This window comes from Noviherbaspirillum sp., from assembly GCF_035627455.1.
Lineage (GTDB): Bacteria > Pseudomonadota > Gammaproteobacteria > Burkholderiales > Burkholderiaceae_D > Noviherbaspirillum.
On record NZ_DASPLS010000060.1, the window covers coordinates 84,004 to 107,297 of the forward strand.

The following is a 23,294-nucleotide window of genomic DNA, read 5'->3' on the forward strand; positions in this document are numbered from 1 at the left end:
CAGGTTGGCATGCCCGCGTTTGGCTTCGAGAATTGTGGCGCGGTCTCGAGTCTGGAGAACGCCCGTCTGAGTGAAGTGGAGCGCATCATCGTGGACCAGGATGTTCAAGCACAGCCAAGCACGACTGAGGGACAGGCGCGGGAAATCGCGGCGCCCGCGCCCTCGCCGTTCGAAGCCGAGTTGCGGCACGCGATTGGAAAAGAGCAGCTGTGTTTGTACTACCAGCCGCTGGCCGATCTGCGTACCGGAGAAATGGTCAGTGTAGAGGCCCTGGTGCGCTGGCAGCATCCGGAAGCCGGCCTGATTCCGCCCCTGGAATTCCTGCCGCAGGCGGAAGGCAGCGACCTGATCCATCTTATCGGCGACTGGGTCCTGCGCCGCGCATGCCGCGATCTGCGCACCTGGTCCGACAACGGCTTTCCCAACGTGCGCGTTGCAGTCAACATCTCGCTGTCCCAGTTCCGCGACCCGCAACTGTCGGCACGCGTCAGCGGCGCGCTGAGCGAAGCCGGCATCGACCCGTCCTGCCTGTCGCTGGAAATCATGGAACCGGTCCTGATGCAGGACCCCTCCGGGTCGGAAACGATATTGAGGCAATTGAAGGCGGTCGGTGTGTCGCTGGTGCTCGCCGGCTTTGGAACCGGATACTCCTCGCTCACCTGGCTCAAGCGCCTTCCCTTCGACCGCGTCAAGATCGAGCGCGCCTTCGTGCGCAGGGTGCTGTTCAATGCCGACGACGAAGCGATCGTCAAGGCGATCATCGCCATGGCGCACCACCTCGGCATCCGTGTGGTGGCAGTCGGCATAGAAACCGAGGCGCAGTGCGAATTCCTGCGACGCCACATGTGCGATGAGATTCAAGGCTTCTTCTATAGTCCGGCGGTCGCGCCCAAGGAAATCGAGGCAATGCTCGTCACCGGACGCCGCCTGCCGGACCATCTGCTTCGGCTGCAGAAAAAACACCGCACGCTTCTCCTGGTCGACGACGAAGAGAACATACTCGCCGCGCTGCGGCGCCTGCTCCGGCGCGACGGTTACGACATCCTGATCGCGAACGGCGGACAGGAAGCGCTCAAGCTGCTCGCGCAGAATGAAGTGGACGTCATCGTATCCGACCAGCGCATGCCCGGCATGACCGGGGTCGAATTCCTGCGCACCGCCAAAGGCATCTGTCCCAAAACCGTGCGCATCGTCCTGTCCGGCTATACCGAACTGCAGGCGGTCACCGATGCGGTGAATGAAGGCTCGATCTACAAATTCCTGACGAAGCCGTGGGACGACCAGCTGCTGCGCGAGCACATCGCGGAAGCGTTCCGGCACAAGGAAATGGCGGACGAAAATCAGAGGCTGGACCTTGAAGTACGCACCGCCGACCAGGAACTGGCGATGGCCAACCGGCATATGGAAGAGCTGCTGCGCCGCAAGCAGGAGGAGATCGCGCGCACGGAAGTCGGCCTGGATATCGTCCGCGAAATTCTTCGGCACGTCGCGGTGCCGGTGATCGGCGCGGACGAGAACCACATGATCGCCTTTGCCAACAACGCTGCCGAAGCCTTGCTGTCCGGATTCGGCAGCCTGCTGGGCAGCGATGCGCGGACAGTCCTGCCCGAACTGTTCGATTCCTCTTCCCAGCCGCAGGATGCGGGGCAGGCGCGCAGCGTGTGCCGCAAGGGCATCTGGTTCGAGGTGGCGCGTTCCCCGATGGGGGAAAAGTCGCGTTCCCGCGGAACGCTGTTTAGCCTGGTGAAATGCGAAAGCAAGTCATGATCAATTATCGCAATCAACTCCCCCTGGAACAGGCCACGCCTGGCATGACGCTGTCCGAACCCTTGTACGATGCGCGCGGCGAAGTCCTCCTGCCACAGGGAGCGACACTGACCGATGCGGTGCTGGCGGCGCTGGAACGGCGCGGCGTGACCGCGCTGCCCATCATGACCGGTAACGCGATGCCATTGTCGGAAGCGGAACTGGAGGCGCTGCGGCAACGGGCGCGCGAACGCATCGCATGCCTGTTCCGCCGCTGCGGCGCGCAGGGCGCAAGCGGCCTGCTGCAGCGTTACGTCATCAACCTCCGCATGGAGCAGCCGACATGACCGTTCTTACCATTGACGAAGTCATCGGCAAGGTCCACGACCTGCCCTCCCTGCCTGTCGTCGTCACGGAGATGCTGAATGCGATCGGAAAGGAAAACGTCGACGTCAAGACGCTCGCCGACAAGGTATCGCGCGACCAGGCGCTGACGGCGAAAACACTGCGTCTTGCGAATTCCTCGTTTTATGGCCTGCAGCACAAGATCACGACGATTCAACAAGCGATCGCGGTCATCGGCTTCCAGAGCGTCCGCACGCTCATCACCGCCGCCGCCGTGACCGGCAGTATTGCAATCGACGGCAAATCATCCTTCAACTTTCCCGCTTTCTGGCGCCATTCGCTCGCCACCGCGGTCTGCGCGAGGTCGCTTGCCCGCCACGTCCATGTCGACCCGGAATATGCCTTCATGGCCGGACTGCTGCACGACATCGGCAGGCTCGTGCTGGTGACCTGCTTTCTCGAGAAATACGAAAAGACGCTCGATTGCCGCAATCAAAGCGATTGCTACCTGTTCGAGGCGGAACAGAGCGTGCTCGGCGTAGACCATTCGATGGTCGGCAGCGCGCTTGCCCGGCACTGGAAGTTCCCGCTCGTGATGGAAAAGGCCGTCGCCAGCCATCACGAGCCGGACGCGCTCGAGACCGGCTCGCTGGCCGCCGTTGTGCACGTCGCGGATGCAATCGCGCACGCGCTCGACCTGTCGGAAGACCCGACGGACCTGGTGCCGCCGCTGTCCGACGCGGCCTGGGACAATCTCGGGCTGCCCGAAGCGCGGGTGATGGAAACACTGGGAGAGACGGAAATACAGTTCGAGGAGGCTTGCCAGGTGCTTGTCGGCGACACGGCCGGATGAGCCGGCCGGGATGCGTGGCGCAGAGGCCACTGGGGGGCGCGGATGGAGCGGAGTTTGGATTTGGTTGCGCGGAGATGGAATGGCAACAGGGTGGGTAATAAAATGGTAAAGGCGCGTCGCTTCCCATCGCCCCGCCGATTCGCCTCACCGGGATTGACCAGGGATAAGAAAGCACGCGGACATGAATGATCTTGCGGCAATGGAAGACCGGCTGACCGCGGCTGCGCAGCCGAGCATCCTCTTTGTGGATGACGAGCAGAACATCCTGTCGTCGCTGCGGCGGGTATTCCGCACCCAGGGCTACCAGGTATTGACGGCTGACAGCGGCGCCGCCGGCTTGCAGATTCTCGAGAGCGAACCGGTCGATCTGGTCATCTCCGACATGCGCATGCCGCAGATGGACGGCGCGCAGTTCCTTGAGCGGGTGCGCAAGCGCTGGCCGGAAACGATCCGCCTTCTGCTCACGGGGTATGCGGATGTCCAGTCCATCCTTGCCGCCATCAACCGCGGCGAGATTTACCGCTACATTACCAAGCCGTGGGACGATACCGACATCGTGCTCGTCGTCCGCCATGCGCTCGAACGCCGCGTGCTGGAGCAGGAAAAGCGCAGGCTCGAGCTGCTGACGCTGCAGCAGAACGAAGAACTGCGCGCGCTGAACGCCGGCCTCGAGGCGAAAGTCGAAGAGCGCACCACCGCGTTGCGCGCGGCGCACGACCGGCTGGTCGAAGCAAACAACAAGCTCAAGACGAGCTTTCTTACCTCGATCAAGGTGTTCTCGAGCGTGATTGAAATGCGGGGAGGCAAGCTGGCCGGACATTCCCGCCGCGTGGCCGACCTTGCGCGCAAGATTGCGATCAAGTTGGAACTGGACCAGCAGGAAGTGCAGGAAGTCTTCGTGGCCGCGCTGCTGCACGACATCGGCAAGATCGCGTTTTCCGACGATCTGCTGGCGCAGCCGGTGAACACGATGAACGGCGAACAGCTCGGGCAATACCGCAGGCATCCGCTGCGCGCGGAGCAATTGCTGATGCCGCTCGAAGACTTGCGCGGCGCCGCGCGCATCCTGCGCGCGCAGCTCGAACGCTTCGACGGGCAGGGTTTTCCGGACGGCCTGTCCGGCTTCAACATTCCGCTGGGCGCGCGCATCCTTGCGCTGGCGAGCGACTTCGACAACCTGCAGAACGGCGTGCTGCTGCAGCGCAGCCTGCGCGCCGACGAAGCGGTGGCCGCCGTCGTCCAGGCGCAGGGCACGCGTTACGATCCGCAGATCGTCGCCGTCTTCCAGGAAGTCATCAGCGGCAGGACGGCCGAGGTACAGCCTGAAGTCGCCATGCGCGCGCATGCCCTGCGTCCGGGCATGGTGCTGTCGCGCGACCTGATCACGCATGACGGTTTCCTGCTGCTGTCCGCGGAAAACCGGCTCGACGAACGCGTGATCCGGCAGATTCTCGATTTCGAGCAGTCGGTCGACCGCAAGCTGACCATTTACGTGCATGCGCCGGAACGGAGAACATGATGCGCCGCTTTCTCATTGTCGACGACGAACTGCGGGTGCTGCATGCGCTGCAGCGCACGCTGCGCCTGCATGCTGACGAAACAGACCTGGTCGCCGAACTCTTCACCGAACCGGACAAGGCGCTCGTGCGCTGCAGCGAAGTCGATTTCGATCTCGTCATTTCCGATTACCGCATGCCCGGCCTCGACGGCATCGCCTTCCTGCGCATGGTCAAGCAGATCCAGCCGGATGCGGTGCGCATCATGCTTTCGGCGTCCGCCGAGTTCGATACCATCGTACATGCGGTCAACGAAGCCGAAGTATTCCGCTATCTCCCGAAACCCTGGCTGGCGGAAGACGTCGCCGAAAGCATCCGGCTCGGGATCGCGCGGCGCGACAAGCTGCTCGAGGACAGGAAGCTGGCCGACGAAATCCGGCGCCAGCAGGACAAGGCGCTCGCGCAGACGCTCGAAAAGAAGCGGCTGGAAGCGCTGGAACCGGGCATCACGCGCGTGAACTGGGGAGAGGATGGCGCGGTGCACCTCGACTGACGCAATCGCCCTGACAGTGCATCTGGGATCGCCGTGCCGCGGGACTACCGGTCGGGCACGTAGGGTGGGTAGAGCGAAGCGAAACCCGCCATCCCCGCATCTGGGGCGAACGGTGGGCTTCGCTCGACCTTGGCGCTCCCCTATCCTATGGTCCTTTATAGACGGTCAGGATAGACAGCTTTGACTCACGCGCCATCCTCCGCCGGCACCGGCAACCGCACTGTGAAGCGCGTGCCCTTCCCGACTTCACTGGCGACATCGATCCTGCCGCCGTGCTTTTTCACGATGCTGTAGGACATCGATAAGCCGAGCCCGGCGCCGCTTCCGACCGGCTTGGTGGTGAAGAATGGTTCGAAGATCCGGTTCATGTTTTCCGGCGGAATGCCGCATCCGGTGTCGGTGATTTCAATCCATACCCACCCCGCCTGGTGGCCGGTGCGGATCCGGATGCCACCCTTTTCCCTGATCGCCTGCGCGGCGTTCATCAGCAGGCTCAGGAAAACCTGGTTCAGCTGCGATGCGAGGCAACGGATCTGCGGCAGCGCCGGATGGTATTCCTTGACGACCCTCGCCTTGTACCTGATTTCGTTGTCGACGATATGGAGCGTCGAATCCAGCCCGTGGTGCAGGTCGGCGATCTGCCAGTCGCTTTCGCCGACATGGGAAAAGTCCTTCAACGCCTGCACGATGTCCTTCACGCGCTTCAGTCCGTCGATCGACTCCCGGACCAGCGCGGGCGCATCCTCGTTCAGGAAGTCGAGGTCCGACTGTTGCCGCAATTGGCGGACCCGCGCTTCCAGATCGGGATCCGGCGCCCGGCACGCGAACGCCTGCTCATAACCGTCGACAGTCTGGAACAGCGTCTCGATATATTTGCCCAGCGTCGTCATGTTCGAGTTGACGAAGCCGATCGGATTGTTGATCTCGTGCGCGATCCCGGCGGCGAGCTGGCCGATCGACGCCATCTTTTCAGACTGCAGCAGCTGGTCGTGCGCCTCCTGCAATTTCCTGATCAGGCCCTGCTGCTCCTCCCCCTTTTTCTTGAGCGCTTCTTCCATCATCTTGCGGTCGGTGATGTCGGTCAGCGAGCCGATCACCTCGAGCGGATTTCCATGCGCGTCGCGGATCAGGCGCAAGGTGTCATGCATCCAGACGTAACGGCCGTCGCTGGCGCGAAACCGGTACTCGTAGGTACGCTGGCCGTCGACGAACACGCCGGCAAGGCTGGAAAAAATGGCTGGAATATCATCGGGATGAATGTGGTTGAACCAGAAATTCGGATCGGCCACCATGTCTTCAGGGCGATAGCCGAGCACGCGCTGCGCGTTTCCCGACACGAAAGTCATCTTGAAGTCGCCGGTCGGCACGCTGCTGTAGATGATGACGGGCGTGTTATCGACCAGATACTGCAGCCGGATGTTCGACGTGAGGGATTCGGGAGCCGGTGGCGCGACAGGCGGATGGCCGGCTGATGCATTGAACGCGTCGAACTCTTCAAATTCCATGCCGTTCCGCCCGATTGTTTCCAGTTGCGAGAGTATCGGAGTCAACCCAGGCATTGGCATTGCGCCGCGCGCCGCTCCGCTTTCATCATAGCGCCAATGGTTTCATTTTGCACCCCTCGCATGACCGCGGCGGACGGCCGCGCAACGTGTCCTTTTCCACGCCGCGCGCCGCCCGCTTATCCGCGCTCCAGCCCCCTCTTCAGGCGCCACTGCATCACCAGCGCATACAGTGCCGGAATCACGCCCAGCGTCAGCACCGTCGAGGAAATCATCCCGCCCACCATCGGCGCCGCGATCCGGCTCATCACTTCCGAGCCGGCGCCGGTGCTCCACAGGATGGGCAGCAGGCCGGCCATGATCGCCACCACCGTCATCATCTTCGGCCGCACCCGCTCCACCGCGCCTTCCATCACGGCTTCGTACAAGTCCGCCGCATCCGGCGCGCGTCCGGCAGCCGCGCACTTGCGCTTCGATTCCGTCCACGCATGGTCGAGGTAGATCAGCATCACTACTCCGGTTTCCGCGGCCACACCGGCCAGCGCGATGAAGCCGACCGCCACCGCCACCGACATGTTGTAGCCCAGCAGCCACATCAGCCAGACGCCGCCCACCAGCGCGAACGGCACCGACAGCATCACGATCAGCGTTTCCGTCAAGCGCCTGAAGTTGAGATAGAGCAGCAGGAAGATGATCAGCAGCGTCAGCGGCACCACCACTTTCATCTTGTCGACCGCGCGCTCCATCGCTTCGAACTGCCCGCTCCAGGTCGCGTAGTAACCCGGCGGGAACTTCACCTGCTCGTTGACCGCGCGCCGCGCGTCGGCCACGTAGCCGCCGATGTCGCGGTCGCGGATGTCGACATAGATGTAGGCCGACAGCAAGGCGTTCTCGGTGCGGATGCCGGGCGAGCCCTTGGCGATAGCGATGCGCGCCAGCTGCCCGAGCGGCACCATCGCGCCGTCCATCGTCGGCACCAGCACCTCGCGCGCGATCTGCTGGGGATCGCCGCGCAGGCCGCGCGGGTAGCGCACCGTCACGCCGAAGCGTTCCCGCCCCTCGACCGTGGTGGTCACCATGTCGCCGCCGAGGGCGGTGCCGATCACTTCCTGCACTTCGCCCACCGCCATGCCGTAGCGCGCGAGCTGCGCGCGGTCGGGCTCGATCTCGAGGTAGTAGCCGCCGGTGATGCGTTCGGCAAATGCCGAGGTCGTGCCCGGCACCTGCTTGACCACGGCCTCGATCTGGCGCGCGAGTTTTTCCATCTCTTCCAGGTCCTTGCCGAACACCTTGATGCCGATCGGCGTGCGGATGCCGGTCGACAGCATGTCGATGCGCGCCTTGATCGGCATCGTCCACGCATTCGACACGCCGGGAAACTGCAGCGCCTTGTCCATCTCGGCAATCAGCTTGTCCATGTTCATGCCGGACCGCCACGCCGATTCCGGCTTCAGGTTGATCACGGTTTCGAACATCTCGGTCGGCGCCGGGTCGGTCGCGGTATTGGCGCGCCCTGCCTTGCCGTACACCGACGCCACCTCCGGGAAGCTCTTGATGATCTTGTTCTGCGTCTGCATCAGCTCGGCGGCCTTGGTGATCGACATCCCGGGCAGGCTGGACGGCATGTAGAGCAGCGTGCCTTCGTTGAGCGTGGGCATGAATTCGCTGCCCAGGCGCGACGCCGGATAGAGCGTCGCCGCGAGCGCCGCCAGGGCAACCGCGATGGTCAGCTTTTTCCAGCGCATCACGCCTCGGATCAGCGGCCGGTAGGACCAGATCAGGAAGCGGTTCACCGGATTTTTCGCCTCCGGCATGATCCTGCCGCGAATGAACAGCATCATCAGCACCGGCACCAGCGTGATCGACAGCAGCGCCGCGCCCGCCATCGCGAAGGTCTTGGTGTAGGCCAGCGGCGAGAACAGCCTGCCTTCCTGCGATTCGAGCGTAAACACCGGCAGGAAGGACACCGTGATGATCAGGAGCGAGAAGAACAGCGACGGCCCGACTTCACGGCAGGCGGCCAGCATCGCGTCCGCCCGCTCGCGGTTCGTATGGTCCTCCTTCAGCCGCTCCAGGTGCTTGTGCGCGTTCTCGATCATCACGATCGCCGCGTCGACCATCGCGCCGATCGCGATCGCGATGCCACCCAGGCTCATCAGGTTGGAGTTCATGCCCAACAGCCGCATCGCGATGAAGGCCATCAGCACGCCGACCGGCAGCATCAGGATCGCCACCAGCGCGCTGCGCACATGCAGCAGGAACACGATGCAGACCAGCGCGACGATGATGCTTTCTTCCAGCAGCGTATGCTTGAGCGTCTCGATTGCGCGGTGGATCAGTTCCGAACGGTCGTACACCGCTTCGATGCTGACGCCCGCCGGCAGGCCGCTGCTGACCTCGGCGATCTTTTCCTTGAGGCTGCCGATGACTTCGAGCGCGTTCTGTCCGTAGCGCGCCATGGCGATGCCGGACACCACCTCGCCTTCGCCGTTCAGCTCGGCCAGGCCGCGCCGCTCGTCCGGCGCGAGCTCGACGCGCGCGATGTCGCGCACCAGCACCGGCGTGCCCTTCTCGCTCTTGACCACCAGGTTTTCCAGGTCGGCCGGCCCGCGCAGGTAGCCCTTGCCGCGCACCATGTACTCGGTTTCGGCCATCTCGACCACGCGCCCGCCGACGTCGCGGTTGGAGTCGCGGATCACCTGGCTCACCTTCGCCAGCGGGATGCCGTAGGCGCGCAGCCGCACCGGATCGACCGTCACCTGGTAGGTCTGCACGAAGCCGCCCACCGAGGCGACCTCGGCCACGCCCTGCGCCTTGGACAACTGGTAGCGCAGGTACCAGTCCTGCAGCGCGCGCAGCTCGGCCAGCGTCCGGTCCTTGGCCAGCACCGCGTACTGGTAGACCCAGCCGACGCCGGTCGCATCCGGGCCGATCTGCGGCGTGACGCCGCGCGGCATGCGGCCGGACGCGAAGTTCAGGTATTCCAGCACCCGCGAGCGCGCCCAGTAGATGTCGGTGCCGTCCTCGAAGATGATGTAGACGAAGGACGCGCCGAAAAAGGAAAAGCCGCGCACCACGCGCGACTTCGGCACCGACAGCATGGCGGTGGTGAGCGGATAGGTCACCTGGTCTTCCACCACCTGCGGCGCCTGGCCGGGGTATTCGGTGTAGACGATGACCTGCACGTCGGACAGGTCGGGCAGCGCGTCGACCGGCGTCTTCAGCACCGCCCACACGCCGGCGGCGATGATGAACAGCGTTGCGAGCAGCACCAGGAACACGTTCCTGCCCGACCATTCGATGATCTTGTTGAGCATGATGCCTTCCTGTCAGTGTCCGTCGTGCCGGTGCGCTTGCGCTGCCGGCTTCGGCGGCGCCGGAAGTGCCGCCGGAAGTGTCAGCGATACCGGCTGGAAGCCGGTGATCACCCATTCGCCCGGCTGGCGCTCGACGAATTCGAAGCGGATCGCCGCACCGGGTTTCAGTTCCTTCAACAGCGCGTCATTGGCGAGCTTGAATTCCATCGTCATGGACGGCCAGTTCAGGCTGGGCACCGGGCCATGCGCGATGCTGGCGGTGCCGGCCTTCGGATCGATCTCGTCGACCTTGCCCTCCGCCTTGTGGCCGACGCCGCCCGCCGCTGCCGGCGCGGCGCCCTGCGGCGCTGCGCCGAAGCCGCCGAGCGCTGCCTTCAGGTTGCTCTCCGCGTCGATCAGGAAGTTGGCGGCGACCACCACCTCCTCACCTTCGGCCACGCCTTCGAGCACCTCGACATAGTCGCTGCCGCGCGCGCCGAGCTTCACGTCGCGCGGTTCGAAACGCCCCTCGCCGGCCTGTACCAGCACCACGCGGCGGGTGCCGCTGTCGATCACCGCGGACGACGGCACCGCCACTACCTTCGTGCGCGCGCCGGCCGCCATTTCGACGTCGGCGAACATGCCGGGCTTGAGCAGCTGGCCGGGATTGGGCAGTTCGATGCGCACCTGGATCGAGCGGGTCGCCGCCTGCAGCGTCGGGTACACATAAGTGACCGCGCCTTCGAAAGACTTGCCGGGATAGGCGTTGATGTGGAGCGTCGCCTTCGCGCCCGGCTTGACCAGGCCGATATCCTGCTCGAACACGTCGGCCAGCACCCAGACCGAAGACAGGTCGGTGATCTGGTACAGCATCTCGCCCGGCATGAAGCGCATGCCTTGCAGCGCCTTCTTTTCGGTGATGATGCCGGAAACCGGCGAGCGCAGCGTGACGGTCCGCTTGACCTCGCCGGAGCGGGCCAGCGCGCGGATCTGCTCCTCCGGGATATCCCAGTTCTTCAGGCGCGCGAGGCTGGAGTCGGCCAGCTGCTGCATGCCGGCCCGGGTGTCGACGTCCGCATTGCGCAGCGTCTGCAGGCCTTGCGCCGCGATCGTGTACTCCCGTTGCGCCGACACCAGTTCCGGACTGTAGACTTCGAACAGCGGCTGCCCCTTGGCGACCGCCTGTCCGGTGGCGTTCACATGCAGGCGCTCCACGTAGCCCTCGAAGCGCGGCGCGACCGCTACCACGCGGCGCTCGTCGACTTCGATCCGCCCGGCGGCGCGCACTGCGCGGTCGAGCACCCGCAGGCTGGCTTTTTCGGTCCTGACGCCGAGCTTCTGCACCTTCTCGGTGCTCATGCGCACCTGGCCGGCGGACGCCGGCCCGGATTCCTCCTCGCCTTCATACACCGGAATGTAGTCCATCCCCATCGGATCCTTCTTCGGCACCGGCGACGTATCCGGCAAGCCCATCGGGTTGCGGTAATACAGGATCTTGCGCGCGCTTGTGCCGTCCTTCGTGCCGTCCTTCGTGCCGTCCTTCGTGCCGCTCCCGGCGCCGGCGGCAGCCGGCGGCGCGCCGGCATCCCGGTGGCCGAACCAGTAGCCGGCGCCGGCGGCGGCGAGTGCCAGCACCACGGCGCCGGCGATGCTTGCAGCGTGTTTCATAATTCTTCCCCCAGGAGTCGTTCGATGTCGGCCAGGCGCGTCTGCGCTTCGGCCTGCGCCTTGATGCGGCTTTGACGCGCCATGCGGATCTGGCGCTGCGTATCGAGCAAGGTCGCGAAATCGACCTTGCCGTTTTCATAACCGGCCAGTGCCGAGCGGTAAGCAAGTTCTGCCTGCGGCAGCAGGCTGTCGGCGATGATCGCCTCGTTGTGGCGCGCCGATTCCAAGCCCGCCAGGTTCTCGGCAAGCTCGGCGAGCACCTGGTTCGCCACCGCTTCGCGGCGCGCGCGGGCGGCGGCGAGCATCGCTTCGGCCTCCCTTTCCTGCGCGCGGCGCGCCGTTTGCTGCAGCGGGATGTTCATTTCAATCATCACTTCCCACTCCTTCACCGAGCTGCCGTACTGCATGGGCGCGATGCCGAGCGCGAGGTCGGGATAGCGGTTCCTGTAGGCAAGATCGCGGTTCTTTTCCGCCGCTTTCAGGCGCGACTCTTCCGCAAACAGCTGCGGGTTGCGCCCGCGCACCCTGTCCTCGAGCGCCGCATGATCCAGCTTCGCCGGCGCCGGCAGCGCGCGCAGCCGCTCCGGTTCGGCCAGCGGCGCATTGCCGGGCCGCGCGAGCAGCATGTTCAGGCGCGCGCGCACCATGCGCTTTTCGCTTTCCAGCGCCGCCAGTTCATGGCGCAGGTTGGCCTGCTCCACCTGCGCGCGGATCGCGTCCGACTGCACCGCCAGCCCGCCGGCGTAGCGCGACTGCGTAAGCCGCTCCAGCCGGGTCGCCAGGTCGAGGATTTCCCGGGTAAGCCTTTCGTTTTCATGGAGGGTGTAATACTGCGCATAAGCCGCCTTGATGCGGTTTGCCAGCTCGGCCCAGCTTGCGCCGGCGCGGCCCTGGGCGCTGTCGGCTTCCATCGTCGCGATCTCGCGCTGCAGCCCGCGCTTGCCGAACCAGGGCAGTTCCTGCATCAGCTGGTAGCGCGTGCGGCCGGCGCGCCCGGGCAGCAGCGTCGGGTTCTGCTCGCCCATCCGGGTGATGTCCTGCAATTCGACGCGCAGCTTCGGATCCGGCAGCGCGCCGGCGGAAGCCGCTTTCTGCGCGGCCGCCTCCGCTTCATGACGCATGGAAGCGTATTCGGGATTGTTCGCCCTGGCGAAATCGAGCAGGCTCTGCAGGCTGGCGCCGGGAAGCGGCTCGGCGCTGGCGAACGGCGCGACCGCCAGCGCGAACGCAGCGGCGCACCGGAGCAAGCGTTGCTGAACGGTCTGGTGATGGCCGGGACGCGGGCGCGCGCCCGGCTCCCGCGGTTGAAAAAGCGATGGAAATGACATGAAAACTCCAGACGGCATAAAGGGAACCGCCGGCGCAGCGTGCGCGGCGGCAGGGATTCATGCGGCCTGGGGTGTCAGAATCGGAAGCAGCAGTTCCGGATCGAGAGTGGCGGGGAAGAATCGCGCGCCAGCAAGGCAGTGCGCGCAGGCGGAGCGACCGGACGATACGCGAGGTTGACGTCGGCGACCGCGGGCACCAGCACGACCGCAACCGAAGGCGGCAGGTCCGGCGCGGGCTTGTTCAGAGACTGGTCGGCGACCTGGGTGGCGGAATAGCACAACGCCGGCGGCGCGTCGTCCTCGATCAGGCCGTCGCACTCCTCCATCCCTTCGTGGCTTGCCATCGCCTCATGCCCGGCCATCGCCATCGCCATTGTCGCGGCCTCATTCAGCTGCACGACGCGGCCCGGCGGACAGGCGTACGCCGCCGCGGCGAGCTGCATGAACAGCACGCTGATCAGCGCGAACAGCGCCGAAACAATACGCGAACGACGGGACAATTTCATTACGCTTGATTATACCCATTGCCCTTCCTGCTGACAGCAGGCGGGTGCCGGGGGATGGTTCGACAAAACCACCGCAGTGTACGCAAGCGTGTCCGGGAAGGTCATTGATCTGTGTCAACGCTGTCGGAATGACCGGAGGCACCACTCCACTGGTCACGTCGACACTCCTGGGCGCTGCGAGATCGAAAAGCAGGAATGGAAAAAGTCAGCGCGCCCTGGACAGGATGATCAGCCAGCGCCGCAGCAACAGCAGTTCGAGATGGCCGGGCTGGATGCCGGTGCTGCAATCGAGAATGGGATTGACTGCGTAGTAGCGCTTGCGGAAATCGCGGCAGACGAAGATCTCGCGGCGGCCGAAGCGCATCAGGAAAGACGTGGGCGCGTATTCAAGGCCGAACGGGGTGTCGAAGGAATTATGCAGGTGTGCCATCTTGTCAGTCCTCGCAGCGTTGTTGTTGGAGTCCTTACTTTAGCACAACAACTGTATAAATCAACAGTACTGTTCAAAATCCCAGCTTCTTGACTGATTGACATCCCGCCCTCTCCAGTTGTCGCAAGGAGTTGGCATCCGTTATTCAAGTAATGCTTCAACTTGTGCCCGGAACCGGCCGCAATGGGCGTGTCGCCCGCGCTCGCCGTATCGCCCTCCATTCATCCTTTCGGACGATTTCCGCGCGCCGGCTTTGTTCTTAGGATAAACGCACCAGGAGATATCAGATCGTCACAAGACGGCAGGCAATCCCATAAAAACTCTGGAGGAGACAAGCATGTCATTTGCATGGACACAGCTGCAGGCGGCCATCCGTGTGCTGGCCGGCACGACCGACCGACGCGACCGGCTCGCCGCCGCTTACGGCAGGCTGATCAAGCTCAAGCCGAAGGACCTTCCCGCGGAAGCGGCCGGCAGCTTTGCCTGCCTCACCGGCAGGATCGCCCGCTTCCCTGCAAAAAACGTCGCGCATGAAATCCGCAGCGAGGTGCAATCGCTGACCGACCAGGAGGTTGCGCACGCGATCCAGCAGATCATGGCGATGTACGATGCGGTGGCAGCCTACCAGCCGCGGCCGGCGGTGTGCGCAGCCGGCAGGCAGCGCCGCGCGGCCCCCGCCGTCGACTGGCCGGTTCCGGCGCTGCATCTGCTTGAACCGCAGCGTTTCGCGTCCGAACGCGAACCCCGGCGATAAGCTGCGTCAGGCCGGGGCGTTGAAACCATCGTCCCCGGTCCTTTCCCCGCGCCCCTGACGCTCCCGGTAGGCGCCCGGATTGAGTCCCGTCCATTCCTTGAACGCATGGCAGAACGAGCTTTGTTCCTGGTAGCCGAGCAGGAACGCGATCTCCGCCAGGCTCAGCCGTTCCTGCTTCAGGTAATCGAGCGCCAGTTCGCGCCGCGTCTGGTCCAGCACTTGCTGGAAGGTGACGCCCGCTTCCTTCAGCTTGCGTTGCAGCGTGCGCTGCGTGATCCGCATGTCTTCCGCAATCGTGCCCAGGCGTACCCGGTCCTGCGCCAGGTTGCGCACGATCGCTTCGCGCACCTGCGCCGCGACGCCGGTATCGGCCTGCGCACGCTGCTTTTCCCGCAGCAATTGCTCCGCATGCTGCTGCAGCACCGGATAGAGGCTGACGTCGGCGTTGCGCACCGGCCAGGACAACAGCGCGGCATCGAAGCGCGCCAGGTTGGCCGGCGCGCCGAAGCTGACCGCGTCGCCGAAGATGCGCTGGTGCTCGCTGCAATCCGCCGGCGCAGCGTGGGTGAAGGAGATGCGCGCCGGCGGCAGCGCCCTGCCCGCCAGCCAGGTCCCGACCACCTGGATGCCTGCGAATACGCTTTCCGAGAGATGCCGGCTGGCGCCGGGCAGCGCGCTGTCCCAGCGGTATTCGGCAACGGCGCCGTCGAGCCGCAACGCCGAGCGCCCGAGATCGTGGGCCAGGCCCTCGAAGCGCAGCGTCTGCTGCAGCGCCTGGCCGAAATCGCTGCAGCTCAGCAGGATCAGGCCGTACACGTTGTAGGTGCCGAGCTTCATGCATTCGCCGACATGCAGCCCGAAATGCGGGTCGTCCGCAAGTTGCGCCCCCGCATCGAGCAGGCGCACATAGACGGCCGCCGGCAGGCTTTCCGGCAGCGGCGACAGCGCCTGCGCCGGCAGGCCGGCCGCCTGCGCCAGCTGCTGCGGCGATACCCCGCGCAGCGCAGCGGCTTCCAGCACCGGCTGCGCATACGCGCCGGCGACGATGCCCATCGTTTGATCAATGCGTACGCTTTGCGGTATTGGCATATTCGGACAATTCGGTTGGCATGAACGCGCAATACAGCGGATTGCGCGATGGCTAAGCTGCCAAAGTATAAACAAAAGGAGCGGCATGGTGAGACGATGGAACGGATGGGGCGACGATACCGTCGAATTCGCCCTCAACGACGACGCCCTGGCATTCCTGCGCGAGCGCATCGGGCGCAGCGTGACGCCGGTGGACGCGACGCTGGAACAGGCGTGCCGCGCAATCCCGGCGAGCCGGCTGAAACCGCATGCGCTGATCGATACCACGCCGAGGCTGAGACTGACCTGCGGCCTCGGGCAAAGCATGCAGGACTGGCTGCGGCTGCGCTATGGCGAAACCGGTCCGCTGCCGGACGGCGTGGCCTTTCCCGAGAGCAGCGAACAGGTGCGGGAGCTGCTCGACTACGCCGCGCAGAACGAGGTGATCGTAATCCCCTATGGCGGCGGCACCAGCGTGGTCGGCCATCTGAGCGCGCCCGAGGACGAGCGTCCGGTACTGACAGTCAACCTGTCGCGCCTGTCTCGCCTGATCGATTTCAACCCGGAGGCGCAGCTTGCGACCTTCGGCGCCGGCATCGCCGGCCCCGACCTGGAAGCGCAGCTGCGCGCGCGCGGCTATACGCTCGGGCATTTTCCGCAATCCTTCGAATACTCGACGCTCGGCGGCTGGGTGGTGACCCGCTCTTCCGGCCAGCAGTCGCTGCGCTACGGCCGCATCGAGCAGCTGTTCGCCGGCGGCCGGATCGAAACGCCCAGCGGCAGCCTGCGCATTCCGACCTTCCCGGCATCGGCGGCAGGCACCGACCTGCGCGAAATCGTGCTCGGCTCCGAAGGGCGGCTCGGCATCCTGACCGAAGCGACGGTACGCATCACGCGCCTGCCCGAGAGCGAATCCTTCCATGCGGTGTTCTTCCCGGGCTGGATGGAAGCGGAAAGCGCGGTCCGGACCATCGCGCAGGCAAAGCTGCCGCTGTCGATGCTGCGCCTGTCCAATCCGGTCGAAACCCTGACCACGCTGACGCTGGCCGGGCACAAGACACTGATCGGCCTGCTCGAGCGCTACCTGCGGCTGCGCGGCTGCGGCCACAACAAGTGCCTGCTGCTGATGGGCGTCTCCGGCGCCAGGCCAGCGGCGCGCGCCGCGCTGGCCCACGCGCTGCGCCTCGCGCGCGCCCACGGCGGCGTGCATGCCGGCGAGGCGATCGGGCGCAAATGGAAAGCCAACCGCTTCCGCAATGTCTACCTGCGCAATTCCCTGTGGCGCCACGGCTACGCGGTCGACACGGTCGAAACCGCGGTCGAGTGGCCCAAGGTCTGGAACATGATGTCTTCCGTCGAGCAGGCCGCCGCCCGCGCGCTGGAACAGGAGGGCGAACGGCTGCACACCTATACCCACCTGTCGCATGTGTATGCGCAGGGCGCGAGCGTGTACACCACCTTCGTCTACCGGCTGTCCGGCGAATTCGGGCGCGATCTTGCGCGCTGGCGCAGGCTGAAGGCCGCGGTGAGCGAGGCGATCGTCGCCGCCGGCGGCACCATCAGCCACCAGCACGGGGTGGGCAGCGACCACGCGCCCTACCTCGCGGCGGAAAAGGGCGAACTCGGACTGGGCGCGATGCGCGAACTGTTCCGCCATTTCGATCCGCAGGGACTGATGAATCCCGGCAAGCTGGTCGCCGCGCAGGTTCACGAGGAGGCATGCAGCCATGTGGCGCGCAAACTGGCGTGAACGGCTGCCGGCGGAGCTGGCCGCGCTCGACTGGGATGTGGTCGTCATCGGCGGCGGCATCACGGGCGCCGGCATCCTGCTGGAAGCGGCGCGGCGCGGCCTGCGGGCGCTGCTGGTCGAGCAGCGCGACTTCGCCTGGGGCACCTCGAGCCGCTCCTCCAAGCTGGTGCACGGCGGGCTGCGCTACATCAAGGAAGGCAAGCTGCTGCTCACCCGCGATTCGGTGCGCGAGCGGCAGAACCTGCTGAAGGAAGCGCCGGGCCTGGTCGACCTGCAGGGTTTCGCGTTCGCCGATTACGCCGGCCGCAAGCCGGGGCGGCGGGTGTTTGCCGCCGGCCTGGCGCTGTATGACCTGATGGCGGGCATGCGCACGCGGCAATACCTGCGCGCCGACGACTTCCTGATGCTGGCGCCGCACATCCGGCGCGAACGCCTCAATGGCGGCATGTGTTATGCCGATGCGAAGACCGACGATGCGCGGCTGGTGCTGCGGGTGCTGCAGGAAGCGCTCGATGCGGGCGGCACCGCGGTGAACTACCTGGCGGCGCGGCGCGTGCTGCGCGCGGACGGCAAGGTGACCGGCGTCGAACTGGCGGACGGCGCCGGCGATGCGGTTTTCAGCGTGCGTGCGAAAGTCGTGATCAATGCCACCGGCGCCTGGGCGGACAAGCTGCGCCAGGATGCGCCGCAGGGAAAAAAACTGCGGCCGCTGCGCGGCAGCCACCTGGTGCTGCCGGCGTGGCGCCTGCCGGTGGCGCAGGCGGTCAGCCTGATGCATCCGGCCGACGGCCGCCCGGTGTTCATGTTCCCGTGGGAAGGCGTGACGCTGGTCGGCACCACCGACGTCGACCACGGCGCCAGCCTGCAGAACGAGGCATCGATCACGCCGCAGGAGTTCTCCTACCTGATGGCGGCGCTCGAGTTCCAGTTCCCGGAACTGGCGATCCGGCCGTCCGACGTGGTCGCCACCTATGCGGGCGTGCGGCCGGTGATCGACAGCGGCAAGGCCGACCCGTCCAGGGAAGGCCGCGATCATGCGGTATGGCTGGAGGACGGGCTGCTCACGGTCACCGGCGGCAAGCTGACCACCTTCCGCCTGATCGCGCTCGACGCGTTGAAGCATGCGGCGCCGCTGATTCCCGGCTGGCAGCCGGACTTGCGGCCGAAGGCGGTTTTCGCGCCCGCCGCGCCGCTGGCCGCCGGCGGCGGGCTCGGAGAGCTGGCACGCCGGCGTCTGCAGGGGCGTTACGGCCGGCATGCATTGCGCGTGCTGGAACAGGCGCGCGACGGCGAACTGGAGGCGATTCCCGGCACCGAGACCGTATGGGCGGAGTTGCGCTGGGCGGCGCGCTCGGAAGCGGTGCTGCACCTGGAAGACCTGCTGCTGCGCCGCACCCGGCTCGGCCTGCAGCTGCGCGAGGGGGGCGCCGCGCAGATGGAACGCATCCGCCGCATCTGCCAGCCGGAGCTCGGCTGGGACGACGCGCGCTGGGATGCCGAGCAGTCCGCCTACCTGGCACTATGGCAGCGCCACTATGGCCTGCCGCCGCTGCACCTGATACCCGACTGGCGCAAGAACGCCGCCCGGCCCGCGCGGCGGGGATGAGGAGAAGACCATGACAAGCGAATATCTTCTGGCGATCGACAACGGCACGCAGAGCGTGCGCGCGCTGCTGTTCGACCTGCATGGCCACATCGTCGCCAAGTCGCAGGTGCACCTGCAGGCGTATTTTTCCGACCAGCCCGGCTGGGCTGAGCATGGCGTGGAAGAGTACTGGCAGGCGCTGTGCACCGCCTGCCAGCGGCTCTGGGCGCAGTCTGGGGTGCCGAAATCGGCGGTCAAGGGCGTCGCGGTGACCACGCAGCGCGGCACCGTGGTCAACCTCGACCGCGACGGCAAGCCGCTGCGCCCGGCGATCGTCTGGCTGGACCAGCGCCGCACCGCCGACGTGCCGAAGATTCATCCCTTGTGGCGCATGGCGTTCAAGCTGGCGCGGGTGGAGAACACCGTGGATTTCTTCCTCGGCGAGGCCGAGGCGAACTGGATCAAGGCGCACCAGCCCGAGATCTGGAACAAGACCGACAAGTACCTGCTGCTGTCGGGTTACCTGAACTACCGTCTCGGCGGCGAATTCATCGACTCGATCGGCTCGCAGGTTGCCTATGTACCGTTCGATTACAAGGGCCTCAAGTGGGCCGGCGCCTTCGACTGGAAATGGCAGGGGATGCCGATCGAGCGGCGCATGCTGCCGGAGCTGGTGCCGCCCGGCACGGTGATCGGCAAGATCCAGGCGGACGCCGCCGAACAGACCGGCATTCCGGCCGGCACGCCATTGATCGCTGCCGCCGCCGACAAAGCCTGCGAAGTGATCGGCGCCGGCTGCCTGGAGCCGCACGTCGGCTGCCTTTCGTATGGCACGACCGCCACCATCAACACCACCAGCCGCAAGTACCTGGAGGTGACGCCCTTCATCCCGCCCTACCCGGCCGCGGTGCCCGGCGCCTACAGCACCGAGGTGCAGATTTTCCGCGGCTACTGGATGGTGAACTGGTTCAAGGAACAGTTCGGCGACCGGGAAAAAATGCTCGCCGCGGAACAGGGCGTGGCGCCGGAAGACCTGTTCGACGAACTGGTGAATGCGGTGCCGCCCGGATCAATGGGCCTGATGCTGCAGCCCTACTGGACGCCCGGCATCAAGCAGCCCGGCCCGGAAGCCAAGGGCGCGGTGATCGGGTTCGGCGACGTGCATAACCGCGCCCACCTGTACCGCGCGATCCTCGAAGGCCTGGCGTATGCGCTGCGTGAAGGCAAGGAGCGCATCGAGAAACGCAGCGGCGTGCCGATCACCGCGCTGCGCGTGTCCGGCGGCGGCTCGCAGAGCGACGCGGCGATGCAGCTGACCGCGGACATTTTCGGGCTGCCCACCGCCCGGCCGCATGTCTATGAAACCTCGGGACTGGGCGCGGCGATCAACGCCGCGGTCGGGCTGAAGCTGCATCGCGACTTCGGCAGCGCGATCGCGGCGATGACGCGGGTGGGCAAGGTATTCGAACCGCAGCCGCATCACCAGCAGACCTACGATGCGCTGTATTCGCGGGTGTACAAGAAGATGTATACGCGGCTGGTGCCGCTGTATCAGCAGATACAGGAAATCACCGGATATCCTCGCATGACGTGACGGTGCGCAGGCACCCGGCGTCGGGCGAAGTTCCCGCCGTCGCCCGCAAGCCGGAAATTACTTGCGTCGTATCAACTTTGCACCTGCTGCAACAATCGGCCGGACGCCATTCACAGACCTGAAAAATCAATCTTGACAACCGGTTTACAGCTTCGTAAACTGGTTGTCATATTCATTGTTGAAAGGCCTATCGAGATGCGCCTCCGCAGCCTTCCGGATTACGATCCCCTCACTGAAATCATGCTGGTTGTTTTCCAGCTGAATGGTCGCCTGCTGGAAAAAGGCGATCAGATGGTAGCGCCGCTGGGACTCTCCAGTGCCCGCTGGCAGGTACTCGGCGCCATCGCCCTTGCGGCCAAACCGATGACGATCCCCCAGATCGCCGAAATGATGGGCATCACGCGCCAGGGCGCGCTGAAGCAGCTGAACCGGCTCGAGGAGGACGACTTCGTCGAGCAGATGAAGAATCCGCGCCATGAACGTTCGCCTCTGTACACGCTGACCAGGAAAGGGGCGCAGGCGTACGCGCAGGCGGAAAAGCTGCAGGCGGCATGGGCGGCCAGCCTCGCGGAGCCGCTTTCCACGGACGACCTGCACGCCGCCCTGCGTACGCTCAGGGCGCTCTACGACCGCCTCGACCTCCCCGTTCCCGAGAAAGGACCGTAACCATGAAATCCGTCATCCACGCCGTCGCCGGCAGCCTCGCGCTGCTTCTTGTCGCCGCGTTCTTCACCGCGACCCTTGTCTCCGAGCTGTTCCTGGACCTGCCCGCGGTCGCCCAGGTCAAGCAGATGATCGTGTACGGAATTGCCTTGCTCGTGCCATGCATGGCCGTGGCCGGCGGTTCGGGATTCTCCCTTGCGAACGGACGCAAGGGTAATTTGACGGAGCAAAAGAAGCGACGCATGCGCATCATTGGCATGAACGGCCTCCTACTGCTCGCGCCGGCGGCGGTGTTCCTGCATTTGAAGGCATCTTCCGCCGAATTCGACGCCCTCTTCTATGCGGTACAGGCGGTGGAGCTGGTCGCCGGCCTCGCCCAGCTGATCATGCTAGGCCTCAACTTCCGTGACGGCCTGCGGCTGGCCGGCAGGACGCGCCGCGTGCTTGCCGCCTCGTGATTCCTGGGTTTGCGGGCAGCTCCTGCACGGCTGCCCGTGGCCTACTTCAGCGCATCTGCCGACTTCACCTGCTGCCTGAGCGCGAACTTCTGGATCTTGCCGGTCGATGTCTTCGGCACTTCGGCAAACACCACCGTCCGCGGCACCTTGAAGCCGGCCAGGTGCTGCTTGCAGTGCGCAATGATGTCTTCCGCCGTCACCTGCGCCCCGGGCTTGATTTCCACGAATGCGCACGGCGTCTCGCCCCATTTCGGGTCCGGCTTGGCCACCACCGCCGCCGCCATGATCGCCGGATGCCGGTACAGCACATCCTCCACCTCGATGCTCGAGATGTTCTCGCCGCCCGAAATGATGATGTCCTTGCTCCGGTCCTTGATCTTCACATACCCGTCCGGATTCTGCACCGCCAGGTCGCCGGTATGGAACCAGCCACCGGCAAACGCTTCCGCCGTCGCCTTCTCGTTCTTCAGGTAGCCTTTCATCGTGATGTTGCCGCGGAACATGATCTCGCCCATGGTCTCGCCGTCGGCCGGCACCGGCTGCATCGTCTGCGGATCCATCACCGTCACGCCCTGCTGCAGGTGGTAGCGCACTCCCTGCCGTGCATTCAGCCGGGCCCGCTCGCCGATGTCCAGCGCGTCCCACGCCTCGTGCTTGACGCATACCGCCGCCGGCCCGTACACCTCGGTCAGCCCGTACACATGGGTCAGGTCGAACCCCATTTTCTCCATGCCTTCGATCATCGCCGCCGGCGGCGCCGCCCCCGCCACCATCGCCTTGACCCGGTGACCGATGCCTTCCTTGAGCGCGTCGGGCGCGGCCAGCAGCAGGCTGTGCACGATCGGCGCGCCGCAGTAATGCGTGACCTTGTGCTCGCGGATCAATCCCAGGATCGCGGCCGCCTCCACCCGGCGCAGGCAGATATTGACGCCGGCGCGGGCGGCAATCGTCCACGGGAAGCACCAGCCGTTGCAGTGGAACATCGGCAGCGTCCACAGGTAGACCGGATGCTTTTCCATGTCCCATTCCAGCACATTGGACACCGCATTGAGCATGGCGCCGCGGTGGTGGTAGACCACGCCCTTCGGATTGCCGGTGGTGCCGGAGGTGTAGTTCAGGCAGATCGCCTGCCACTCATCGGCCGGCAGCTGCCAGTCATGGTTGCTGTCGCCGGTGGCCAGGAAGGATTCGTATTCGATGGTGCCGATGCGCTCGCCCGGGCCGTCGTACATCTCGTCGTCGGCATCGATCACCAGCGGCTTGCGCACCGACAGCGCCAGCGCCTTTTCCATGACGGCGGAAAATTCGCGGTCGACGATGACCGCCTTCGCTTCGCCATGGTCGAGCATGAATGCGATCGATTCGGCGTCGAGCCGGGTGTTGAGGGTATTGAGCACGGCGCCGCTCATCGGGATGCCGAAATGCGCTTCGACCATCGGCGGGGTGTTGGGCAGCATCACCGCCACCGTGTCGCCGCTGCCGATGCCGCTGCGCGCCAGCGCCGAGGCCAGCCGGCGGCAGCGCGCGTAGGTGTCGGCCCAGCTGCGGCGGATGGCGCCGTGGACCACCGCCAGCCGGTCCGGATAGACGGCGGCGGCGCGCTCGATGAGACTCAGCGGCGACAGCGCCACATGGTTGGCCGGGTTGCGGTCCAGGCCGGATTCGTAGATGTTCGGCATCGCATTCTCCAGTGTTGCGC

At 65.4% G+C, this 23,294-nt stretch carries 19 protein-coding genes; 11 read left to right on the forward strand and 8 right to left on the reverse strand.

The features are described from left to right. Positions 1 to 9: 9 nt before the first annotated feature. The 5 genes from VEC01_RS11340 (at position 10) to VEC01_RS11360 (ending at position 4,993) form a co-directional block, all read left to right on the forward strand. Entirely contained in the window at positions 10 to 1,767 is a 1,758-nt protein-coding gene (locus tag VEC01_RS11340; protein WP_324900931.1) for an EAL domain-containing protein, read from the forward strand. Next, on the forward strand, positions 1,764 to 2,093 hold the full coding sequence (locus tag VEC01_RS11345) for a hypothetical protein (RefSeq protein ID WP_324900932.1): 330 nt from the start codon (positions 1,764 to 1,766) through the stop codon (positions 2,091 to 2,093). The genes VEC01_RS11340 and VEC01_RS11345 overlap by 4 nt, the downstream gene beginning before the upstream one ends. Next, a complete protein-coding gene (locus VEC01_RS11350) occupies positions 2,090 to 2,944 on the forward strand; it encodes an HDOD domain-containing protein (protein WP_324900933.1) in 855 nt (284 codons plus the stop codon). The genes VEC01_RS11345 and VEC01_RS11350 overlap by 4 nt, the downstream gene beginning before the upstream one ends. Positions 2,945 to 3,125: 181 nt before the next feature. Continuing rightward, positions 3,126 to 4,463 carry an HD domain-containing phosphohydrolase gene (locus VEC01_RS11355; RefSeq protein WP_324900934.1) on the forward strand — a complete coding sequence of 446 codons (1,338 nt, stop codon included), beginning with the start codon at positions 3,126 to 3,128 and terminating at the stop codon, positions 4,461 to 4,463. Next, positions 4,460 to 4,993 carry a response regulator gene (locus tag VEC01_RS11360; protein ID WP_324900935.1) on the forward strand — a complete coding sequence of 178 codons (534 nt, stop codon included), beginning with the start codon at positions 4,460 to 4,462 and terminating at the stop codon, positions 4,991 to 4,993. The genes VEC01_RS11355 and VEC01_RS11360 overlap by 4 nt, the downstream gene beginning before the upstream one ends. Before the next feature lie 185 nt (positions 4,994 to 5,178). Here the strand turns inward: VEC01_RS11360 and VEC01_RS11365 are convergent, their stop codons facing one another. From VEC01_RS11365 to VEC01_RS11390, 6 genes are all read right to left on the reverse strand, one after another. Beyond that, complete coding sequence (locus VEC01_RS11365; protein ID WP_324900936.1) at positions 5,179 to 6,498, reverse strand: ATP-binding protein; 1,320 nt, start codon at positions 6,496 to 6,498, stop codon at positions 5,179 to 5,181. A 176-nt stretch (positions 6,499 to 6,674) separates the two neighbouring features. Then, positions 6,675 to 9,812, reverse strand: coding sequence for an efflux RND transporter permease subunit (locus VEC01_RS11370; RefSeq protein ID WP_324900937.1), 3,138 nt, complete (start codon positions 9,810 to 9,812; stop codon positions 6,675 to 6,677). Between the two features lie 12 nt (positions 9,813 to 9,824). Beyond that, positions 9,825 to 11,459, reverse strand: a complete 1,635-nt coding sequence (locus VEC01_RS11375) for an efflux RND transporter periplasmic adaptor subunit (protein ID WP_324900938.1) — start codon at positions 11,457 to 11,459, stop codon at positions 9,825 to 9,827. After that, positions 11,456 to 12,787 carry a TolC family protein gene (locus VEC01_RS11380; RefSeq protein WP_324900939.1) on the reverse strand — a complete coding sequence of 444 codons (1,332 nt, stop codon included), beginning with the start codon at positions 12,785 to 12,787 and terminating at the stop codon, positions 11,456 to 11,458. The genes VEC01_RS11375 and VEC01_RS11380 overlap by 4 nt, the downstream gene beginning before the upstream one ends. Positions 12,788 to 12,861: 74 nt before the next feature. Continuing rightward, a complete protein-coding gene (locus VEC01_RS11385; RefSeq protein WP_324900940.1) occupies positions 12,862 to 13,293 on the reverse strand; it encodes a hypothetical protein in 432 nt (143 codons plus the stop codon). 205 nt (positions 13,294 to 13,498) lie between these two features. Continuing rightward, entirely contained in the window at positions 13,499 to 13,723 is a 225-nt protein-coding gene (locus VEC01_RS11390) for a hypothetical protein (protein WP_324900941.1), read from the reverse strand. A 337-nt stretch (positions 13,724 to 14,060) separates the two neighbouring features. Here VEC01_RS11390 and VEC01_RS11395 point away from each other — a divergent pair, with 337 nt between their 5' ends. Further along, the gene (locus tag VEC01_RS11395; RefSeq protein WP_324900942.1) at positions 14,061 to 14,477 is read left to right on the forward strand and encodes a hypothetical protein; all 417 of its coding nucleotides are present in this window, start codon (positions 14,061 to 14,063) and stop codon (positions 14,475 to 14,477) included. Positions 14,478 to 14,483: 6 nt separating this feature from the next. On the opposite strand, the gene VEC01_RS11400 is transcribed toward VEC01_RS11395, so the two are convergent. Then, on the reverse strand, positions 14,484 to 15,530 hold the full coding sequence (locus VEC01_RS11400; protein WP_324900943.1) for an AraC family transcriptional regulator: 1,047 nt from the start codon (positions 15,528 to 15,530) through the stop codon (positions 14,484 to 14,486). A gap of 124 nt (positions 15,531 to 15,654) precedes the next feature. Here VEC01_RS11400 and VEC01_RS11405 point away from each other — a divergent pair, with 124 nt between their 5' ends. The 5 genes from VEC01_RS11405 to VEC01_RS11425 all read left to right on the forward strand — a co-directional run bounded on the left by VEC01_RS11405 (position 15,655) and on the right by VEC01_RS11425 (position 21,595). After that, positions 15,655 to 17,295 carry an FAD-binding oxidoreductase gene (locus tag VEC01_RS11405; protein WP_324900968.1) on the forward strand — a complete coding sequence of 547 codons (1,641 nt, stop codon included), beginning with the start codon at positions 15,655 to 15,657 and terminating at the stop codon, positions 17,293 to 17,295. Then, entirely contained in the window at positions 17,273 to 18,901 is a 1,629-nt protein-coding gene (locus VEC01_RS11410; protein ID WP_324900944.1) for a glycerol-3-phosphate dehydrogenase/oxidase, read from the forward strand. Before VEC01_RS11405 ends, VEC01_RS11410 begins: the two co-directional genes overlap by 23 nt. 10 nt (positions 18,902 to 18,911) lie before the next feature. Continuing rightward, a complete protein-coding gene (locus VEC01_RS11415; RefSeq protein ID WP_324900945.1) occupies positions 18,912 to 20,474 on the forward strand; it encodes an FGGY-family carbohydrate kinase in 1,563 nt (520 codons plus the stop codon). A gap of 132 nt (positions 20,475 to 20,606) precedes the next feature. Continuing rightward, positions 20,607 to 21,140: a MarR family winged helix-turn-helix transcriptional regulator gene (locus tag VEC01_RS11420; protein ID WP_324900946.1), complete on the forward strand. Its 534-nt coding sequence runs from the start codon at positions 20,607 to 20,609 to the stop codon at positions 21,138 to 21,140. A gap of 2 nt (positions 21,141 to 21,142) precedes the next feature. Beyond that, on the forward strand, positions 21,143 to 21,595 hold the full coding sequence (locus VEC01_RS11425) for a hypothetical protein (RefSeq protein WP_324900947.1): 453 nt from the start codon (positions 21,143 to 21,145) through the stop codon (positions 21,593 to 21,595). 41 nt (positions 21,596 to 21,636) lie between these two features. Here VEC01_RS11425 and VEC01_RS11430 read toward each other — a convergent pair whose 3' ends face one another. Beyond that, positions 21,637 to 23,274, reverse strand: a complete 1,638-nt coding sequence (locus tag VEC01_RS11430) for an acyl-CoA synthetase (RefSeq protein ID WP_324900948.1) — start codon at positions 23,272 to 23,274, stop codon at positions 21,637 to 21,639. Positions 23,275 to 23,294 lie beyond the last annotated feature (20 nt).

Coding starts and splice junctions, on each gene's coding strand:
- VEC01_RS11410 (WP_324900944.1), top strand. CDS start 17,273: ATGTGGCGCGCAAACTGGCGTGAACGGCTGCCGGCGGAGCTGGCCGCG.
- VEC01_RS11370 (WP_324900937.1), bottom strand. CDS start 9,812: ATGCTCAACAAGATCATCGAATGGTCGGGCAGGAACGTGTTCCTGGTG.
- VEC01_RS11355 (WP_324900934.1), top strand. CDS start 3,126: ATGAATGATCTTGCGGCAATGGAAGACCGGCTGACCGCGGCTGCGCAG.
- VEC01_RS11430 (WP_324900948.1), bottom strand. CDS start 23,274: ATGCCGAACATCTACGAATCCGGCCTGGACCGCAACCCGGCCAACCAT.
- VEC01_RS11365 (WP_324900936.1), bottom strand. CDS start 6,498: ATGGAATTTGAAGAGTTCGACGCGTTCAATGCATCAGCCGGCCATCCG.
- VEC01_RS11425 (WP_324900947.1), top strand. CDS start 21,143: ATGAAATCCGTCATCCACGCCGTCGCCGGCAGCCTCGCGCTGCTTCTT.
- VEC01_RS11400 (WP_324900943.1), bottom strand. CDS start 15,530: ATGGGCATCGTCGCCGGCGCGTATGCGCAGCCGGTGCTGGAAGCCGCT.
- VEC01_RS11395 (WP_324900942.1), top strand. CDS start 14,061: ATGTCATTTGCATGGACACAGCTGCAGGCGGCCATCCGTGTGCTGGCC.
- VEC01_RS11385 (WP_324900940.1), bottom strand. CDS start 13,293: ATGAAATTGTCCCGTCGTTCGCGTATTGTTTCGGCGCTGTTCGCGCTG.
- VEC01_RS11340 (WP_324900931.1), top strand. CDS start 10: ATGCCCGCGTTTGGCTTCGAGAATTGTGGCGCGGTCTCGAGTCTGGAG.
- VEC01_RS11360 (WP_324900935.1), top strand. CDS start 4,460: ATGATGCGCCGCTTTCTCATTGTCGACGACGAACTGCGGGTGCTGCAT.
- VEC01_RS11390 (WP_324900941.1), bottom strand. CDS start 13,723: ATGGCACACCTGCATAATTCCTTCGACACCCCGTTCGGCCTTGAATAC.
- VEC01_RS11345 (WP_324900932.1), top strand. CDS start 1,764: ATGATCAATTATCGCAATCAACTCCCCCTGGAACAGGCCACGCCTGGC.
- VEC01_RS11375 (WP_324900938.1), bottom strand. CDS start 11,459: ATGAAACACGCTGCAAGCATCGCCGGCGCCGTGGTGCTGGCACTCGCC.
- VEC01_RS11415 (WP_324900945.1), top strand. CDS start 18,912: ATGACAAGCGAATATCTTCTGGCGATCGACAACGGCACGCAGAGCGTG.
- VEC01_RS11380 (WP_324900939.1), bottom strand. CDS start 12,787: ATGTCATTTCCATCGCTTTTTCAACCGCGGGAGCCGGGCGCGCGCCCG.
- VEC01_RS11350 (WP_324900933.1), top strand. CDS start 2,090: ATGACCGTTCTTACCATTGACGAAGTCATCGGCAAGGTCCACGACCTG.